Source organism: Serratia silvae, from assembly GCF_023282985.1.
Classification (GTDB): Bacteria; Pseudomonadota; Gammaproteobacteria; order Enterobacterales; family Enterobacteriaceae; genus Chania; species Chania silvae.
The window spans coordinates 88,016-105,671 of sequence record NZ_JAGQDC010000014.1 but is presented as its reverse complement, the minus strand read 5'-3'; the positions used below and the strand labels follow the sequence as shown (position 1 = coordinate 105,671).

Annotated in this window: 15 protein-coding genes; 8 read left to right on the top strand and 7 right to left on the bottom strand. The window is 53.7% G+C overall.

Translation table 11 applies throughout. The features are described 5' to 3' along the window. Positions 1 to 23: 23 nt before the first annotated feature. A complete protein-coding gene (gene tpx / locus KAJ71_RS16680) occupies positions 24 to 527 on the bottom strand; it encodes a thiol peroxidase (RefSeq protein ID WP_021182242.1) in 504 nt (167 codons plus the stop codon). 167 nt (positions 528 to 694) lie between these two features. On the opposite strand from tpx, the gene ycjG reads away from it, so the two are divergent. Beyond that, on the top strand, positions 695 to 1,666 hold the full coding sequence (ycjG, locus tag KAJ71_RS16675; RefSeq protein ID WP_248946759.1) for an L-Ala-D/L-Glu epimerase: 972 nt from the start codon (positions 695 to 697) through the stop codon (positions 1,664 to 1,666). Here the strand turns inward: ycjG and mpaA are convergent. Continuing rightward, a complete protein-coding gene (gene mpaA, locus KAJ71_RS16670) occupies positions 1,663 to 2,370 on the bottom strand; it encodes a murein tripeptide amidase MpaA (RefSeq protein WP_248946758.1) in 708 nt (235 codons plus the stop codon). The two genes, ycjG and mpaA, sit on opposite strands and share 4 nt — an antisense overlap. Before the next feature lie 148 nt (positions 2,371 to 2,518). Here mpaA and KAJ71_RS16665 point away from each other — a divergent pair, with 148 nt between their 5' ends. The 3 genes from KAJ71_RS16665 to zntB all read left to right on the top strand — a co-directional run bounded on the left by KAJ71_RS16665 (position 2,519) and on the right by zntB (position 5,789). Beyond that, the gene (locus KAJ71_RS16665; RefSeq protein ID WP_024486022.1) at positions 2,519 to 2,869 is read left to right on the top strand and encodes a hypothetical protein; all 351 of its coding nucleotides are present in this window, start codon (positions 2,519 to 2,521) and stop codon (positions 2,867 to 2,869) included. 161 nt (positions 2,870 to 3,030) lie between these two features. Beyond that, a complete protein-coding gene (locus KAJ71_RS16660) occupies positions 3,031 to 4,665 on the top strand; it encodes a peptide ABC transporter substrate-binding protein (protein ID WP_248946757.1) in 1,635 nt (544 codons plus the stop codon). A gap of 140 nt (positions 4,666 to 4,805) precedes the next feature. Beyond that, on the top strand, positions 4,806 to 5,789 hold the full coding sequence (gene zntB, locus KAJ71_RS16655) for a zinc transporter ZntB (protein WP_248946756.1): 984 nt from the start codon (positions 4,806 to 4,808) through the stop codon (positions 5,787 to 5,789). Positions 5,790 to 6,088: 299 nt separating this feature from the next. Here the strand turns inward: zntB and KAJ71_RS16650 are convergent, their stop codons facing one another. Beyond that, positions 6,089 to 6,487: a VOC family protein gene (locus tag KAJ71_RS16650; protein ID WP_121606957.1), complete on the bottom strand. Its 399-nt coding sequence runs from the start codon at positions 6,485 to 6,487 to the stop codon at positions 6,089 to 6,091. Between the two features lie 140 nt (positions 6,488 to 6,627). Continuing rightward, positions 6,628 to 7,569: a tRNA 2-thiocytidine(32) synthetase TtcA gene (gene ttcA / locus KAJ71_RS16645; protein ID WP_024486026.1), complete on the bottom strand. Its 942-nt coding sequence runs from the start codon at positions 7,567 to 7,569 to the stop codon at positions 6,628 to 6,630. A gap of 344 nt (positions 7,570 to 7,913) precedes the next feature. On the opposite strand from ttcA, the gene KAJ71_RS16640 reads away from it, so the two are divergent. Further along, a complete protein-coding gene (locus KAJ71_RS16640) occupies positions 7,914 to 8,594 on the top strand; it encodes a hypothetical protein (RefSeq protein ID WP_248946755.1) in 681 nt (226 codons plus the stop codon). A gap of 32 nt (positions 8,595 to 8,626) precedes the next feature. Here KAJ71_RS16640 and nifJ read toward each other — a convergent pair whose 3' ends face one another. Then, on the bottom strand, positions 8,627 to 12,160 hold the full coding sequence (nifJ, locus tag KAJ71_RS16635) for a pyruvate:ferredoxin (flavodoxin) oxidoreductase (RefSeq protein ID WP_248946754.1): 3,534 nt from the start codon (positions 12,158 to 12,160) through the stop codon (positions 8,627 to 8,629). A 251-nt stretch (positions 12,161 to 12,411) separates the two neighbouring features. Between nifJ and KAJ71_RS16630 the strand changes: the two genes are divergently transcribed. Together KAJ71_RS16630 and KAJ71_RS16625 are read left to right on the top strand one after the other, a co-directional pair. Then, positions 12,412 to 12,744 (top strand): SMR family transporter, encoded by a 333-nt coding sequence (locus tag KAJ71_RS16630; protein WP_248946753.1) that lies wholly within the window; start codon positions 12,412 to 12,414, stop codon positions 12,742 to 12,744. A gap of 248 nt (positions 12,745 to 12,992) precedes the next feature. Next, positions 12,993 to 13,250 (top strand): putative hemolysin, encoded by a 258-nt coding sequence (locus KAJ71_RS16625; RefSeq protein ID WP_248946752.1) that lies wholly within the window; start codon positions 12,993 to 12,995, stop codon positions 13,248 to 13,250. Positions 13,251 to 13,290: 40 nt separating this feature from the next. On the opposite strand, the gene hslJ is transcribed toward KAJ71_RS16625, so the two are convergent. Both hslJ and KAJ71_RS16615 read right to left on the bottom strand, forming a co-directional pair. After that, the gene (hslJ, locus tag KAJ71_RS16620; RefSeq protein WP_248946751.1) at positions 13,291 to 13,722 is read right to left on the bottom strand and encodes a heat shock protein HslJ; all 432 of its coding nucleotides are present in this window, start codon (positions 13,720 to 13,722) and stop codon (positions 13,291 to 13,293) included. 61 nt (positions 13,723 to 13,783) lie between these two features. Next, complete coding sequence (locus KAJ71_RS16615; RefSeq protein ID WP_024486550.1) at positions 13,784 to 14,776, bottom strand: 2-hydroxyacid dehydrogenase; 993 nt, start codon at positions 14,774 to 14,776, stop codon at positions 13,784 to 13,786. A gap of 267 nt (positions 14,777 to 15,043) precedes the next feature. Between KAJ71_RS16615 and KAJ71_RS16610 the strand changes: the two genes are divergently transcribed. Continuing rightward, positions 15,044 to 17,656, top strand: coding sequence for a YdbH family protein (locus KAJ71_RS16610; RefSeq protein ID WP_248946750.1), 2,613 nt, complete (start codon positions 15,044 to 15,046; stop codon positions 17,654 to 17,656).

Here is a 17,656-nt window from a genome sequence, read left to right as displayed (position 1 = left end):
CGGGCTTTTTAATTTCTACAGGCTTATTTCAGCGCGGCAAGCGCAGCATCATAGTCTGGCTCGGTGGTAATTTCGTTTACCAGCTCGCTATACAGCACGTTGTCCTGGCCATCCAGCACCACCACGGCACGCGCGGTCAGACCGGCCAATGGGCCTTCGGCGATCTCTACACCGTAAGCCTGCTTGAAATCACCGCCGCGCAGGGTAGATAGGGTAACCACGTTGTTCAGGCCTTCTGCACCACAGAAGCGTGACTGGGCGAACGGCAGGTCGGAAGAGATACACAGGACCACGGTGTTATCCAGGCCACTCGCCAACTGGTTGAATTTACGCACCGATGCGGCACAGACGCCGGTATCAATGCTTGGGAAGATGTTCAGGACTTTGCGTTTACCCACGAAGCTGCTCAGTGCAACGTCTGACAGGTCTTTGGCAACCAGGGTAAAGCTTTTTGCCTGCTCGCCCTGCTGTGGCAGTTTGCCTGCTACAGTGACAGGGTTGCCTTGAAAATGTACGGTCTGAGTCATTGCTCGGTTCCTTTCAACGATGTTTATACAAAGATGTGAAGCCGATTAACACCGGGTTCACAATCTCGAAGCAGTTTAAGGCAACATTCGCACCTTGGATAGATAAAGTTTCTAAACTGCAGGTATAGTGGACTGACTTTATGTGCTTTTTTCGCTCGGGAGCCATTATGAGAAGCATGCGTTTTTACCCTGAAGCCTGGCCATTGCATACCGCCTTTGTGATCGCACGCGGTAGCCGGACCGAAGCCAAAGTCGTGGTAGTAGAGATTGAACAACAGGGTATGCGCGGTGTCGGTGAATGCACCCCTTATCCGCGCTATGGCGAGAGCGAGACCTCGGTGATGGAACAGTTGGCCGAGGTGTCAACGGCCATCGCGCAAGGGGTAACCCGGCAGGAGTTACAACGGCTGATGCCTGCGGGGGCGGCTCGTAACGCGGTTGATTCGGCATTGTGGGATTTGGAATGCCGCCTTGCTGGCAAAGATCTATGGCAATTGAGCGACGTTATCGCACCGGAACGGGTTGTGATGGCGCAAACGCTTAGCATTGGCTCGCCGGAAGCGATGGCCTTTGCCGCTAAAGAGCTTGAGCAACAGGGCGCGACGCTGCTGAAAATTAAGCTCGACGATCACCTGATCAGCGAAAGGTTGGTGGCGATCCGCACGGCAGTGCCGCAGATGACGTTGATCGTCGATGCCAATGAATCCTGGCAGGCCGAAGGCTTGGCATCACGTTGCCAACTGCTGGCGGATTTAGGCGTGGCGATGCTGGAGCAACCCTTACCGGCCAGCGACGACAGCGCCCTGGAAAACTTCATCCATCCATTACCGATTTGCGCCGACGAGAGCTGCCATACCAGCGGCGATCTGCCGAGGTTGGCGGGGCGCTATCAGATGGTCAATATCAAACTGGATAAAACCGGTGGGCTGACCGAAGGGTTACGGCTTGCCGCACAGGCGCGGGCGCAGGGCTTTGAGATCATGCTCGGCTGTATGCTCTGCACCTCAAGAGCCATTACTGCGGCGCTGCCGTTGGTGCCTGGCGCACGTTTTGTGGATCTTGATGGCCCAACCTGGCTGGCTAAAGACGTAGTACCAGGTTTGGCCTTTGAGTGCGGTGCTATTGAGCTTTCACGCTAGTCAGCATAGGTCAGCAGCTCGACCATGGCGGCAAGGTAGTTTTCACTGGCGGTGTCGGCTGAGACCGGTGGGAACTCGGCGGTGATGCAGGGCAAAGACAAGTCTGCACACCAACTGCCGAATGACCCGGGCGTTTCATAGCCGACGCTGGTCACCAGCGGCAGGGCAAATTTATGCGCCAGCCAAACGCCCAGCGCGGAGCTTTCCGGGTCTTCTATACAGGCCAATGGCTCATGGAAGGACACCACCCAGCGTGGCTTCAGGCGATGGATTAAATGGCACAATCCCTGGGTTTCCGGTTCGGAACCGGGCCTGCCACCGGTGGAGAGTCGCACGTCACGAGCTTCCGCCGCACTGTTCCAACGATAGACTGTATCGCCAGAGCGCCAGTTGGCCGCCGGGAAATTGCGGTTCAGATCGACGCCATTGGCATTGGAGCGCAACCCAAGCTGGCAACCATCCGGATTGACCGCCAGGATCACATGATGGCGCAGTTGGGCGGGGGCGATACTGCGTAATGCGCAGGATAACGTCACCACTGCGGCCGTTTCATCCCCGTGGGTGCCTGCAATCACTAACCCGGTATCCGGGCCGCTTTTGGCCGCCGGGAAATACAGCAGCGGGGCGCCTAACATCGATTTACCGTAAGTTTCACCTGCAACTGCCAGCTGGCCACGCTCACTGCGCGGTCTGTGTTGGGTCATGGAGTTTCCCTTTAAGCTAAAGTCAGAAATAATTGCGATGTTATTGAGTGTATTACGCTTTAGCTCATCTTTCCCAGTCTGTTCAGCGAATAATTCGACGCTGATTGTTATACTATCGACAAAGTGCTAACGACAGAGAGGATTTATCATGCCAGTTGCCAGAATAGTCGCGCGTTACAGCGAAAACGAAAAAGACACCATCACCTTACTGTGCGGCGTGGATGCAGAAAACCAGATCCGTCAGGGTGAGTGGTTTGGCGTAGTGAAAAATGACGATGGACGTGGGGACGAGTCCAACTACCCGTTCACCCTGCACGTGGATCATCAGAAAGGGGAGTTCTTCCTCGACTATGGTTTTGACGACGCCGAATCACGCCAGTTGCAAAAGACCGATATCCAGCTCAACCCACTGGTAGAGAAAGGCTATTTCACCATCTTCGATGAAGAAGAGGGGGAAGAGTTCAGCTATAAGATCGCCAGTATTCATCTTTACGACTGATCCTGCCTAAGCAATCAGCCCGCATTGCCGATAATGGCTGCGGGCTTTTTTTTTGGATCAAACTTCCACTTTTGACATTCTTGTTACGCGTGGCTATAGGTAGCGGGTATCTTTGTGCTATATGATAAAAAATTCATGGGGTTAACTGGGGCATATCTAACATGACGAGAAGAAAAATTCTGGCGAGTTTTCGTTTAACGCTTTGCGCTGTCACCATCAGCGCGGGTATTAGTGGTGCTATGGCAGCTCAGGTTCCCCCAGGTACCTCTCTGGCGGAGAAACAGGAGATCGTGCGGCACATCAAAGATGAGCCGGCGTCGCTCGATCCGATTAAAGCCGTGGGCCTGCCAGAAGCGCAGGTGGCACGCGATCTGTTTGAAGGGCTGGTGAATCAGGACGCGCATGGCAAAGTGATCCCAGGTGTTGCTACGCGTTGGCAGACCTCGGATAACCAGACCTATATCTTCACGCTACGCAAAGATGCCCGCTGGTCCAACGGTGACCCTGTCACGGCGAAAGACTTCGTTTATAGCTGGCAACGGCTGGTCGATCCGAAAAGCCTGTCGCCGTTTGCCTGGTTTGCTCAGCTAGCCGGGATCCAGAATGCTGAAGAGATTATCGCCGGTAAGCAGCCCATCGATAAGCTTGGCGTGGTGGCGGTGGATGACCACACGTTAAAAGTACAACTGAACAAACCGGTGCCCTATTTTGTCAGCCTGACGGCGAATTTCAGCCTGTTCCCGGTTCCTAAAGCCGTGGTTGAGCAATACGGCAATGATTGGACCAAAGTGGGCAATCTGGTAGGCAACGGCGCATTCAAACTGCAAGAGCGGGTAGTTAACGAGAAACTGGTACTGGTGCCGAACGACCATTATTGGGATCATAAACACACCGTGTTGACCAAGGTGACTTTTGTACCGATTAACCAGGAATCCAACGCGACCAAGCGTTATCAGGCTGGTGATATCGACATTACCGAGTCCTTCCCGAAAAACATGTACCAGAAGCTGTTGAAGGATATCCCAGACCAGGTTTACACGCCGGACCAACTAGGCACTTATTACTACGCGTTCAATACCCAGCGTGCGCCAACCAATGATGTTCGGGTGCGTAAAGCCTTGTCTTACGCTATCGATCGCAAGATCATTGCCGAAAAAGTGCTGGGCACCGGCGAGAAACCGGCCTACCACTTCACGCCGGATGTCACCGCGGGCTTTAAGCCAGAAACCAGCCTGTTGCAGCAACAGTCACAGGAAGAGTTGAACGAACAGGCTAAGGCGCTGATGCAGGCAGCGGGTTATGGGCCGAACCATCCCCTGAAATTGACCCTGCTGTATAACACCTCAGAGAGTCACCAAAAGATTGCCATTGCCGTGGCGTCAATGTGGAAGCAAACCTTGGGGGTTGACGTTAAACTGCAAAATCAGGAGTGGAAAACCTATATCGACAGCCGTAACACCGGCAATTTCGACGTGGTTCGCGCCTCCTGGGTGGGGGATTACAACGAGGCCTCGACCTTCCTGTCGCTGCTGACCTCTTCACACAGCGGGAATATCGCCAAATTTAACAGCCCGCAATACGACCGCCTGCTGGCCGACGCCAGTCGCGAGACTAATCCAACGGCGTTAACCGCTGATTATAACAAGGCCGAGCAGATGATTGCGGCCGAGGCCCCGATCGCCCCGATCTATCAATACACCAATGGCCGTCTAATCAAGCCCTGGGTGAAGGGTTACCCAATCACTAACCCTGAAGATGTCGCCTATAGCCAGGAAATGTATATTCTGAAACATTAATGTTCAGAGTCTTGTTGCCTACCAAGCCTTCGCTAATGCGGGGGCTTTTTACTTTCAGATCCCGTTATGGCGTTGCCACTTTGATCCCTAAGGCAATAACGCTAGACTCTGTATCAACGGCAAAATAACGAGGGTTTTGAATGGATGTCATTGAAGGGCGCGAACTGCAGGTGCCCGACGCGGTCTATGCCTATCAACTCGACGGCAAGGGTGGTACTACGCCAATTGAGGATGACGATAAGATCACTAGCGAGGAGCCATGCTGGCTGCATCTGGACTATGCTCATCCGGCTAGCGCCGAGTGGCTGGCTAATACACCGCTGCTGCCAGATTTGGTAAGAGAAGCACTGGCGGGGGAAAGTACCCGGCCACGCGTCACCCGGTTGGGCGATGGGACGCTGATCACGCTGCGTGGCATCAACTTCAATACGGATTCACGGCCTGACCAACTGGTGACGTTCCGCGTGTACATCACCGATAAGTTGATTATTTCCACTCGTCATCGCAAGGTCTACTCAATCGATGAGGTAGTCAATGAATTGCGTAATGGCCAGGGGCCGATTAATAGCGGTAACTGGCTGGTGGAAATCGCTGATGCGCTCACCGACCACACCAGTGAATTCATTGAAGATCTGCACGACAAGATCATCGATCTGGAAGATGCGCTGTTGGAGCAGCAAACCCCGGAGCGTGGGCAGTTGGCACTGATCCGCAAACAGTTGATTGTGCTACGCCGCTACATGGCACCGCAGCGCGATGTCTTCTCACGTTTAGCGAGCGACCGCCTGCCGTGGATGAATGACGATGAACGCCGCCGCATGCAGGACATTGCCGACCGCCTGGGGCGCGGATTAGATGACCTGGATGGCAGCATTGCCCGCACGGCGATCCTGTCCGATGAAATCACTACCGTGATGGCCGACGCCATGAACCGCCGTACCTACACCATGTCACTGATGGCGATGGTCTTTTTGCCCACTACCTTTTTGACCGGGCTGTTTGGGGTCAACCTGGGGGGGATCCCAGGCAGCGATAGCCCACTGGCGTTTGCCTCTTTCTGTTTCATGCTGGTGGCATTGGTCGGGGGCGTTGCCTGGTGGTTGAGGCGGAGCCGCTGGCTATAACGATAAATAGTGGCGAAAACGCGAGTAAAGTTGAGCAGTATCAACATTTGCTCACGCGAACTACGGCATCCTTACTCTTGCAGGTGAATGCAACGTCAAGCGATGGGCGTTGCGCTCCATAATTGTTTTACTTTCTTATTTTTAGAATTATTGCATAGCACATTTAATTCAATACGATGCCGGTTTAATCACCGGCATTTTTTTATGCTTTTTTCCCTTCGGCTAATCCCAAACAACCGGTTCACTCCGTAGGGGCGCAGCATGCTACGCCCGGTTAACTACATGTCGCTCCGATTAGGCTAAGCCGCGCTTTCGTCCCAGAAACTGGCCTCTATCTTATGCCCATCCAGATCCCGGACGAAACAGCCGTAATAGGCGGCCCCGTAATGCGGTCGTGAGCCCGGCGCACCGTCACCTTGGGCCCCAGCGGCTACCGCCTGTTGATAAAACTCATCAACCTGCTGCTTGCTGGTGGCGAAGAAGCCAACATGCACACCGTTTGCGGTGCCTGCGGGTTTGCCGTCTATCGGCAGTTGCAACCAAAATTCAGGATAGTCACGGCCATAGCCGATAGCGCCAGGGTGTTCCAGCACGCGCCGGCAGCCTAACGCACCGAGAACCTGGTCATAAAACTGTGCGGCGGCATCGAAATTGTTGGTTCCCAGCGAGACGTGGGAAAGGCAGGGGGTGATATTCATCGTTGGTCTCCTTTGACTGTATAAATAAACAGTATAAGGTAAAAGCCGCACTGTCAGGCACTTTATGCGTGAATTGTGAACAGGATCTAAAATTAAGCGGGGAAAAAACCTCCGCCTGCGGGCACAGGCGGAGAGAGGGACTATTTGATTTCCAGCACGTTCAGGCGTTCAAACGCGGGTGAGCCGTTGTCATCCGAGTCTTCCGGCTGCCAACCCACCGGTTGCAGTGGAATATCTTCACGGTCAAACGCCAAATCGCCACCATCGACCACTTCGCTGCCGTGGTGAATGCCTTTGAAGTCAAACAGTTCGGTATCGCACAGATGCGAAGGCACCACGTTCTGCATGGCGCTGAACATGGTTTCGATGCGGCCTGGGTAGCGTTTGTCCCAGTCGCGCAGCATATCGCCAATCACCTGGCGTTGCAGGTTTGGCTGTGAGCCACACAGGTTGCACGGGATAATCGGGAATTCTTTCGCTACCGAGAAACGCTCGATGTCTTTCTCGCGGCAATAGGCCAGCGGGCGGATCACCACGTGTTTACCATCGTCACTCATCAACTTGGGTGGCATACCTTTCAGCTTGCCGCCGTAGAACATGTTGAGGAACAGCGTTTGCAGGATATCGTCACGGTGGTGGCCAAGGGCAATCTTGGTGGCACCCAGCTCGGTGGCGGTACGGTAAAGGATACCGCGGCGCAGGCGTGAACACAGGGAGCAGGTGGTTTTGCCTTCCGGGATCTTATCCTTCACGATGCTGTAGGTGTTTTCTTCAACGATCTTATATTCCACCCCCAGGCTTTCCAGATAGGCTGGCAGGATATGCTCGGGGAAGCCGGGTTGTTTCTGATCGAGATTCACTGCGACCAATGAGAAATTCACCGGAGCGCTTTTTTGCAGATTGCGCAGGATCTCCAGCATGGTGTAGCTGTCTTTCCCGCCGGACAGGCAAACCATGATGCGATCGCCTTCCTCAATCATGTTGTAGGCGGCGATAGCTTCACCCACGTTGCGGCGCAGGCGTTTTTGCAGTTTGTTGAGGTTGTACTGCTCTTTTTGGCTAATTGTTTGATTTTCTGACATTTAAATCGAGCTCGTTCTCATTTGGGTGCGCTACGGCGGTATGACACTTTTAGCGGGCAAGTTTAGCATTCTCTGGGAGGATTTGATCATTATTCGTTTTATCTCTTCAGGCTCGACTTTTTCACGGTTCTCTTACGCTTTGCCGTGATCATGTAGCTGGTTGGAAACAGGTTGTGGGGAAAAGTGTGGTGTATGGGATGATGACAATGTCAGCGCGTTTACAACAATGTTCTACTTGTTAGAAACGACGAGGGTAAGCAGACTACTGTAACTAGATTACGCTTATAATGTAGCCTGAGAAATCAGACTATGTATGATTGGCATTGAAAGCTTAAAGGGTAAATATGGCTCCTGAAAATGTTCGAATGATAATTTCTGAAATAGTACCCCAGTTAAAAGATATGCAAGCGACTACATATCTTATTGCGGGTGGGATTGGGTTGCTAGGTGCAACTATTGGTGCATTTGGTGGGGCATATTTCAAAAAGCGTGGTGAAAATAGAGCTAATGATGCGCATTTTTCAGAATTAAGTCAGCAATTAAGAGAGACCACGAAAGATACGGAGTGGATCAAAACCTCTTTATCTGGCAGTCACTGGGTAAGCCAACAAAATTGGATCAGTAAAGAAAAGTATTATACAACTTTGGTGACTCACATTGCTAACTGGTCCACGGCCATAGTAACGCAAATGAACTATTTCGAAGGCATTAATCCGCATGATGCATTTGAAATGCAGAATGATGAGTATGTGACTGCTCAGAGAGTTAAAGCTGAAGCTGCAAGCGAAGCTATAAGTGCGCTAAGAGGGCCGATTCTGGTCTTTCTTACCGAAGAAACAAACGCCTCTCTGGATAGGTTATCAAGAAGTCTATCCGAGGCCGGGAAAGGTTATATCTCGAATGATGATCTGTTGGAGATGATAAACGTTGCCTTAACAGCGGCCCTAAAGAGCATTCTTAATGAGGCTAAAGTAGATCTGAACAAACCGTTACTTACCATTGATTCGTCTTCGATTATAGTATGATAAAAGGGCGCGAAACCGCGCCCTCAACAGAGTTACTCCGAACTTGCCTTCTCTGACTTTCCAGCCAGCAAGCTAAGGAAATCGTATTTCTCCTTCAGTTCCTTTTCTGCTGCCTCATACAACGCGGCTGCAACCTCTGGCTGCTGCGTATTAAGGCGGCGGAAACGCTGTTCCTTGTTCAAGGTCGCCGTCAGCTCACTGTTCGGTGGCCGGGAGTCCAGCGCCAATGCGGCTTTGCCTTCCGCAGTACGACGCGGATCGAAGCGATATAGCGGCCAGAAGCCGGTCGCGGTTAGCTGCCGCATCTGGTCGTGGCTGAGCGCCAGATCGTAACCGTGTTCCTCACAAGGGCTGTAGGCGATGATCAGGGAAGGGCCAGGGTAGGCTTCTGCCTCCTGAATCGCTTTCACCGTCTGGTTAAGCTGCGCGCCCAACGAGATCTGCGCAACATACACATGGCCGTACATCATCATGCTGACGCCAAGATCTTTACGGGCCTTGCGCTTGCCGTGTTCACCAAACTTGGTGACGGCCCCCAGCGGAGTGGCCTTGGATTGCTGCCCGCCGGTATTGGAGTAGCACTGCGTATCCAGCACCAGCACGTTAACGTTTTCCGTCAGGCTCAGCACATGATCCAGACCGCCGAAGCCGATATCGTAGGCCCAGCCGTCACCGCCGATCAGCCAGATAGACTTATCTACCAGATAGTCGGCATCGGTAGCTAGCTGACGGGCGTCGTTACCTGCCACGTTAGCCAACAGGCTACGTAATTCGGCGATCTGCTGGCGGCGCGGGCCGGTGGCGATCTCTTCTGCCTGCAATGAGGCCACCAACTGGGCAGGTAATTGCGGTGCCAACGTGTCGAGCAGACGCAATACGCGGCGGCGGTGCTGATCCACCGTCAGGCGGAAGCCCAGACCAAACTCGGCATTATCCTCAAACAGCGAGTTTGCCCAGGCTGGTCCACGGCCGTCGGCGTTGGTGGTGTAAGGCGTGGTGGGTAGGTTACCGCCATAGATCGAAGAACAGCCGGTGGCGTTGGCGATCAGCAACCGGTCTCCATACAGCTGGGTCAGCAGCTTGATATACGGCGTTTCGCCACAGCCGGAACAGGCACCCGAATATTCAAACAGCGGAGAGATCAGCTGCGAGGTGCGGATATCGATGCGTTCCAACTGCGAAGCGTCGATCTCTGGCAGTTGCAGGAAGAAGTCGTAATGGGCCTTTTCCTCTGCCAGATGATCGAGGCGGGATGCCATATTGATCGCCTTGATTTCCGGGTTCTGGCGATCTTTTGCCGGGCAAACCTCTACGCACAGGTTACAGCCGGTACAGTCCTCTGGGGCGACCTGCAATACGTATTTCTGGCCGCGCATATCACGGGATTTTACATCCAGCGATTGCAGCGTGGCAGGGGCGTACTCCATGGCTTCTGGCGGAACCACCTTGGCACGAATGGCTGAATGTGGGCAGGCGGCGACGCAATGGTTACATTGGGTGCACAGGTCCGGTTGCCAGATCGGGACTTCTTCGGCGATATTGCGTTTTTCCCATTGCGTGGTGCCCACAGGCCAGGTACCGTCCGGTGGGAATGCAGAAACCGGCAGGGTATCGCCCAGTCCGGCCAGCATCACGGCGGTTACGGTTTTGACAAAATACGGCGCGGTGTCGGAAACCACCGGTGGGCGTATCGGACTGTTGCTGTCGAGTGGGCGCAGCGGGATTTCCGTCAGCTCACTCAACGTGGCACCCAAGGCCTGCCAGTTACGTTCGACCACCTCTTGGCCCTTGTTGCTGTAGCTGCGGGCAATCGCTCCCTGTAGCTCCTGCAAAGCCACTTCACCCGGCAGGATCTTGGTCAGATGGAAGAAGGCCATCTGCATCACGGTATTGATACGGGCACCCAAATGACATTCGCGCGCCAGCTTGGCCGCGTTGATGATATACAGTTTTGCCTGGCGCTGATGCAGGATCGCCTGGACCTCCTGCGGCAGGCGTGACCAGACTTCATCCGCGCTATAAGGGGTGTTGAGCAGGAAAATGCCGCCAGGTTTTAGCCGCTCCACCATTTGATACTTGTCGATAAACTGCCATTGGTGGCAACCGACAAAGTCGGCGCGGTTGATCAGGTACGCCGAATTGATCGGCTTATCGCTAATCCGCAGGTGTGACACGGTCAGGCCGCCAGCCTTTTTCGAGTCGTAGACAAAGTAGCCTTGGGCAAACATCGGCGTGCTGTTGCCGATGATTTTGATGTTGTTTTTGGTGGCAGAAACCGAACCATCGCTGCCCAAACCGTAAAACAGCGCTTCCAGCGAGGCCCGCTGAGGGAGAGTTTCTTCGCGCAGCGGTAGGGAAAGGCCGGTAATATCGTCGAAAATACCTACGGTAAAGCGTGGGCGGGGCTTATCCAGCATCAGTTCACGGAAGATAGCTAACGCACAGTCTGGGCCAAACTCCTTGGAAGACAGCCCATAGCGCCCGCCAATCACTATCGGCATGCTGGCGCGTTCGCCACGGCTAAAGGCTTCTGCCAGCGCGGTCATCACATCCAGGTATAAAGGCTCGGCCAGAGCACCCGGCTCTTTGGTGCGGTCAAGCACCGCAATTTTTTGTGCGCTTTCCGGCAGTACGGCGAGCAGATGTTTGGCGGAGAAGGGACGATAAAGCCGGACTTTAAGGACGCCCACTTTTTCACCGCGCGTCAGCAGGTGGTCGATCGCTTCTTCACAGGTGCCGATGGCGGACCCCATCAGGATCACCACGCGTTCGGCCTGCGGGTGGCCGTAATACTCGAACGGCTGATAGCTGCGACCGGTGATGGCAGCAAACTTGTCCATCGCCTGTTGCACATGTTGGTAGGTATTGTCGTACCACGGATTGGTCGCTTCCCGCGATTGGAAGTAGGTATCCGGGTTAGCTGACGTGCCGCGTATGACGGGATGATCCGGTGAGAGAGCCCGGCTGCGGTGAGCGTCGATGGCGTCTTGCGGCATCATCTGCTGTAGCGCTTCGTCGCTCAGCGGGGCGATCTTGTTGATTTCATGTGAGGTGCGGAAACCATCGAAGAAATGGATGAACGGCAGGCGACTGTTTAGCGTGGCCGTCTGGGCGATCAACGCGAAATCCTGCGCTTCTTGCACGTTACTGGCGCACAGCATCGCGCAACCGGTCTGGCGTACGGCCATCACGTCGGAGTGATCGCCAAAGATGGATAGTGCATGAGTTGCGACGGTGCGAGCGGCAACGTGGAGGACAAATGGCGTCAGCTCCCCGGCCAACTTATACAGCGAAGGGATCATCAACAGCAATCCCTGGGACGAGGTGAAGGAAGTGGAGAGTGCGCCGGTTTGCAACGCGCCGTGCACGGTAGCAATGGCTCCGCCTTCGGACTGCATCTCCACCACGTGGGGTACATCGCCCCAAATGTTTTTCCTGCCGTCACTTGACCAGGCAGCGGTTTGTTCCGCCATGGTCGAACTCGGGGTGATCGGGTAAATGGCAATCACTTCACTGGTGCGATAAGCCACGGAAGCGACAGCGTTATTACCATCTGTAGTAATCATCTGCAGTACCTTTCTGTGCTCACAAAGCTGCAAAAGTCAGCTTCTTATAATCATTAGTAAAGTCTAACAGAGGGGGTTATTTGTGCTTTATCGCATTTGTGTGGCGCACAAAATCTGGATGTAAGGTGATATTTCGTTAAAAAATAATTACTATTTGCTACGCAATGGTAAAGCGTTACCGCAGATTAACGGTAATTTAATCTCCGCGTTGCATAATGATTAACACGCTAAACAGAAAGAAGAAGTTGAAAATGACTGCATTTATCTATTTAACCATGGCGATTGTCGCTGAAGTGATCGCCACCACCTTGCTGAAAGCCTCTGAAGGGTTTACCCGCTTGTGGCCCTCGGTGTTTGTGGTATTGGGCTACGTAGTGGCATTTTGGGGGCTTTCGATGGTGGTAAAAACCATGCCGCTGGGGATTGTATATGCCATCTGGTCGGGATTGGGGATCGTGCTGGTGTCTATTGCCGCGGTGTTTTTTTACCAGCAGAAGCTGGATTTGCCAGCGGTGATTGGTATGGGTCTGATTATTGCCGGAGTGTTGGTGATTAATCTGCTATCCAAGTCGGCAGGGCACTGAACGGTAGCCAAAATGCTTTCAGGTCAAAAAAAAACCAAATTAATGGCTAATCATATTTCTATTATTAAGCTAACAAGCTAGATTACTAAAGTTGTCTTTCCGGTTGCCGCTTGTTGATGAATAGGCGGTAACTTGAAGTTCAACGGGTGGACATCAAAGATAACCAAACGGGCCCATCAGTTCCAGTGGCTCGGGTTATCAGCAATGGCAAAATTACACAGCATCGTTTCGGTTCAGGGGTACGAATAATGATCACAGCAAAATGGCTGCTTGCCGGCGCCATACTCTCTTTGGCTGCCTGCAGCAGCAATAACAACCAAGAACCACAGCAGATCGCCACCAGTGCCAATATTGGTGTGATACCTACCAGCGAAAGCTGTGCCAGCGTGGGCGGGGTAACGACCATTGCCCATTCGCTCAACGGCGATACGCTCAGAATGTGTCAGATGCCGAACGGCAAGCAGTGTGAAGAGTCGGCGCTGGGCCGTGGAGCCTGTGCCCGCTGAGTTTGTACCGGGCTAATGGCTAGCCCGGTATAATGCCAACTTAATTGACCCAGTCTTTCAGGGTATACACCAGTTGGTGATCGCTGCCGCTCAGGGTCAGCTGTTGGCCATTGAGTGAGACTTTTGCCCCGTTAGCCAGCAGCGTCCCAATGGTTTGATCCCATTGGTTACGTTGCGGATCGGCGCACATCATGCGGGTCGTGGCGAGGTTTTTCACCGTCAGCACGCCGTTTTCTAACTGGCCCTGGCCGAAGAAACGGTTGCACATAGATCCGGAAATATTCATTTTCTCGCCGAACTCAATGCTCGGGCCGCTGCCTTGTTTCGCCGCAACCGCCACACCATCCACGCTTTGCAACACAAAGTTATGGTGCAGCAGATCGCTTTCTACTACGGTTTGTGGTTTGGTTTGAGCGGTACTACAGCCAGCCAATAGCGCACAGGCCATTGCTAAAGGGATCAGTTTTTTCATTATTGCGAACCTATTTAGGTTTTGTCTAAAGAATTAGGGGCGCTTAGTGCGGCCCAAAGCATCAGGCATTAAGCTGATTAGGGCAGGCTTCACCCCGTGCAAGCTGTTCAATATTTTTCAACGTAGTTTGCGAAATACTGGTCAACGCCTCCTCCGTCAGGAACGCCTGGTGGCCGGTAAACAGCACGTTATGGCAGGCGGACAGGCGGCGGAAAACGTCGTCCTGGATCACGTCGTTAGATTTGTCTTCAAAGAACAGGTCGCGTTCGTTCTCGTACACGTCCATCCCCAGCGCACCAATCTTCTGCTGCTTGAGGGCATCGATAGCTGCGGAAGAGTCGATCAAGGCACCGCGGCTGGTGTTAATCACCATCACGCCGTCCTTCATCATGGAAAACGCGTCCGCATTCAGCAGATGATGGTTTTCCGGCGTTAATGGGCAGTGCAGGGTGATCACGTCCGCCTGGGCATACAGCGTTTTAAGATCGACATATTCGGCACCCAGCTCTAACGCCTGTGCGCTTGGGTAGGGGTCGTAGGCCAAGAGCTTCATGCCAAAGCCTTTAAGGATACGCATGGTAGCTACGCCGATCTTACCGGTACCAATTACCCCAGCGGTGCGGTTGTGCATATTAAAACCGATCAGCCCTTCCAGTGAGAAGTTGGCATCGCGGGTACGTTGATAGGCGCGATGAATGCGGCGGTTCAGGCACATCATCATACCCACGGCGTGTTCGGCTACGGCTTCAGGAGAATAGGCGGGAACGCGTACCACCTTGATGCCCAGCTCTTTCGCCGCATCCAGATCGACGTTGTTGAACCCGGCACAACGTAGGGCGAGGATCTCGACCCCGAGCGCGGCCAGCTCTTCCAGCACTTCCCGGCTACCGTCGTCATTGACGAAGATGCATACGGCCTTACAGCCGATAGCCGTTTTGGCGGTTTTCTTGCTTAGCAGAAAATCGAAAAACTCCAGCTCATAACCAAACTGCTGATTTACCAATTCAAGATACTTACGGTCATACTGTTTGGTGCTGTAAATCGCCATTTTCATCGTGGTTTCTCCCGCGTGATTATGTGATCAAATTAACATATTTTGCCAAATACGACAATGGTTTAGCGCCCTGTGGTGGCGCAGGTCTTTTAGGGTTTTATGCTGATAATCAGTGTATTAGCCATTTTCTATATTCACCGGGTAAATATCAAAATTGAGAAACCTATTATATTAATGATGAGAAGGGTTCACCTTCACCTGTCAGGGGATCCGTGTCATCATTGCGCCTGGCTAATCGATGTTTATCAGGAACTAAACCTGCGCTTAATGACAAAGAGATTAAAAGTATTCGTAGCGATCGTGGCGGGCATCATCCTGTTGATCATCGCGCTGTGGCAAACCATGCCGCGTTGGTTGCCGTGTGCGATCGCTCCTTGGTTGCCGCAGGGGAGTCAGCTGGTTTTGCAAGGGCCGTTGCGCTGGCAGCAAGGGGCTTTGTATCTTGATGGGCTGAAGTTCAGTGCTCAAAACTGCGCCATTGCTAACGTCAGCGATCTGAAGCTGTCCTACCAAACGGGCACCTGGCATGTGAACGGTGAACGGGTCGATGTGGATACTGCCTGCCTGTCAAAATTGCCCGCCGCCGAGGGTGACAGCGCACCGTTAGCGCTAGACCAACTGCAAGCGATGCTGCCGCCGTTTGACCTGAACATCAATCTTCTGACGCTTACCCCGTGGCAAGCCTATGCCGGTAAATTGCAGCTGTCGTCTGTGGCCACTGGCCAACGGTTGCATTATCAAGGCAAGAACGTCACCGCCGAGGCGCTGTTGGATGAACATCAGCAGCTAACGTTAAGCAAGCTTAGCATTACGCCGCCCAACAGCACGGTTCCTGTACAACTGACGGGCAAAGTCACCGTGCCGTTGGATATGGATAGTTTGCCAACCCAGGGGGCGTTGCAAGGTGAGATACAAACCGCCTATCTGGAAAAACCCTTGTTGCTGAATTTGCACTGGCAACAGCAGCAAGGTGTGTTGACCCTGACGGAAAAGGGCAGCGACCAACCGTTGGCTACGCTCCCCTGGGCACTAACGCCAAAACAGATCAGCATCGAAAAAGGGGAATGGCGCTGGCCCTACCTGGAACAACCGCTCAGCGGTGGTTTGAATGTGGCGTTACATGACTGGAGTCAGGGGTTTGACGAAACCCAAATTACCGCACGTTTGAACGTGATCACCGCCGGGCACAACGGAAAGGGCAACGCGGTGCTGACGTTGGGGCCGGGGAATCTGAGCCTGACCAACAGCGATCTGAAATTCCAGCTTACCGGGCAGGCAAACCTGGCCAATCTCTCTCTTACGGCGTCGATCCCCGGCATTATCAGCGGCTCTATCCTTAATCCAACGCTGGTGCTACAGCCGGGATCGTTATTGCGCGCCTGGGGCAGCCCGGCACCGGACATGAAGCTGGAAGAGGCCCGTCTGCCGCTGGCCGGGGTAAAAGTCACAGCTCTTGGGATCACTGGCCGTTTGCAGGCGATTATCAGCGCCAGTGAAAGTTACTGGGGTCGCTTCAAGCTGCATCTGGACGGCCAGGCACAGAGCTTCTGGCCAGACCATGGTCAGTGGCAATGGCGCTCTTGGGGTAACGGCAAGTTACCCCCGCTACAGGCCGCCTGGGATGTCGCAGGCAGTGGCCGTTGGCAGGACAGCTCCATTACCCTCGATCGCCTGTCCACCGGTTTTGATCGGTTGAAATACGGCATGGTCACGGTCGCAACGCCGCGCCTGACGCTTAGTCAGCCGATCCAGTGGCAGCGGGATGGCAAAGCACCGAGCCTTACCGGTGGTGTGCAATTGAAGGCTGACAAAACCAGTTTTGGTGCAGGCAGTTATTTGCCGCCTTCGGTGCTGGATTTGCAGTTGCAGGGTGTGGGGCCAGACAGTTTTCAATGGCAAGGCGCGTTGCAGGCCGAGCAGATTGGGCCAATCAAGTTGCGTGGCCGTTGGGACGGTGAACGCCTGCGTGGGGAAGGTTGGTGGCCAAAACAGTCGTTAACGGTATTCCAACCGCTTATTTCACCCGATCTGAATATCAAGCTGCGCGCGGGCGAGTTCTACGCCCAGTCGGCATTCTCGGCGGCGCGGGTGCAGGGGTTCGAAGCTGGTGGACACTGGGTGGTGCGCAACGGCGGCATGTGGCTGCAAGACGGCGAATTGAGCGGGCTGGATTTTGTCTTGCCCTATCGGTTTAAGAACCACCGGTGGCAGCTTGGGGCCAAACGTCCGATCATGCTGCGGATCAAATCCATCAAGACGCTGTTTGAGATGCAGAATATTACCGCCGATCTGCAAGGTACCTATCCGTACAGCGAGGCGTATCCATTGACGCTGAGCAATATTGGTGTCGATATGCTGAACGGCCATATCAGCCTTTCGGCATTACGTATGCCACAGCATGATGCAGCGGTGCTCAAACTGGACCAAATCGACCTCAGCGCACTGTTTACCGCGCTTAAACCGAAGCAGTTCGCCATGTCTGGCCGCATCAACGGCGAGTTACCGCTCTTCCTGAACCACCCCAAATGGTTGGTGCAAAACGGCTGGATCGCCAATGCAGGGCTCATGACGCTGCGGCTGGATAAAGATATGGCCGATGCCATTGGCAGCAATAACCTGGCCACCGGTGCCGCCATCGATTGGTTGCGCTACATGGAAATCAACCGCTCAAAGGCGCGGGTCGATCTCGATAACCTGGGCGAGCTGACGTTAAAGGCGCATATCGATGGCGTAAATCCGCAGAAAAATGCCAAGCGTGAGGTTATCCTTAACTATAGCCATCAGGAAAACGTGTTTCAGCTGTGGCGCAGCCTGCGCTTTGGCGACAATTTACAAGAGTGGCTGGAGCAGGCGCTCTCTAAACCCGAGGAACAACGATGA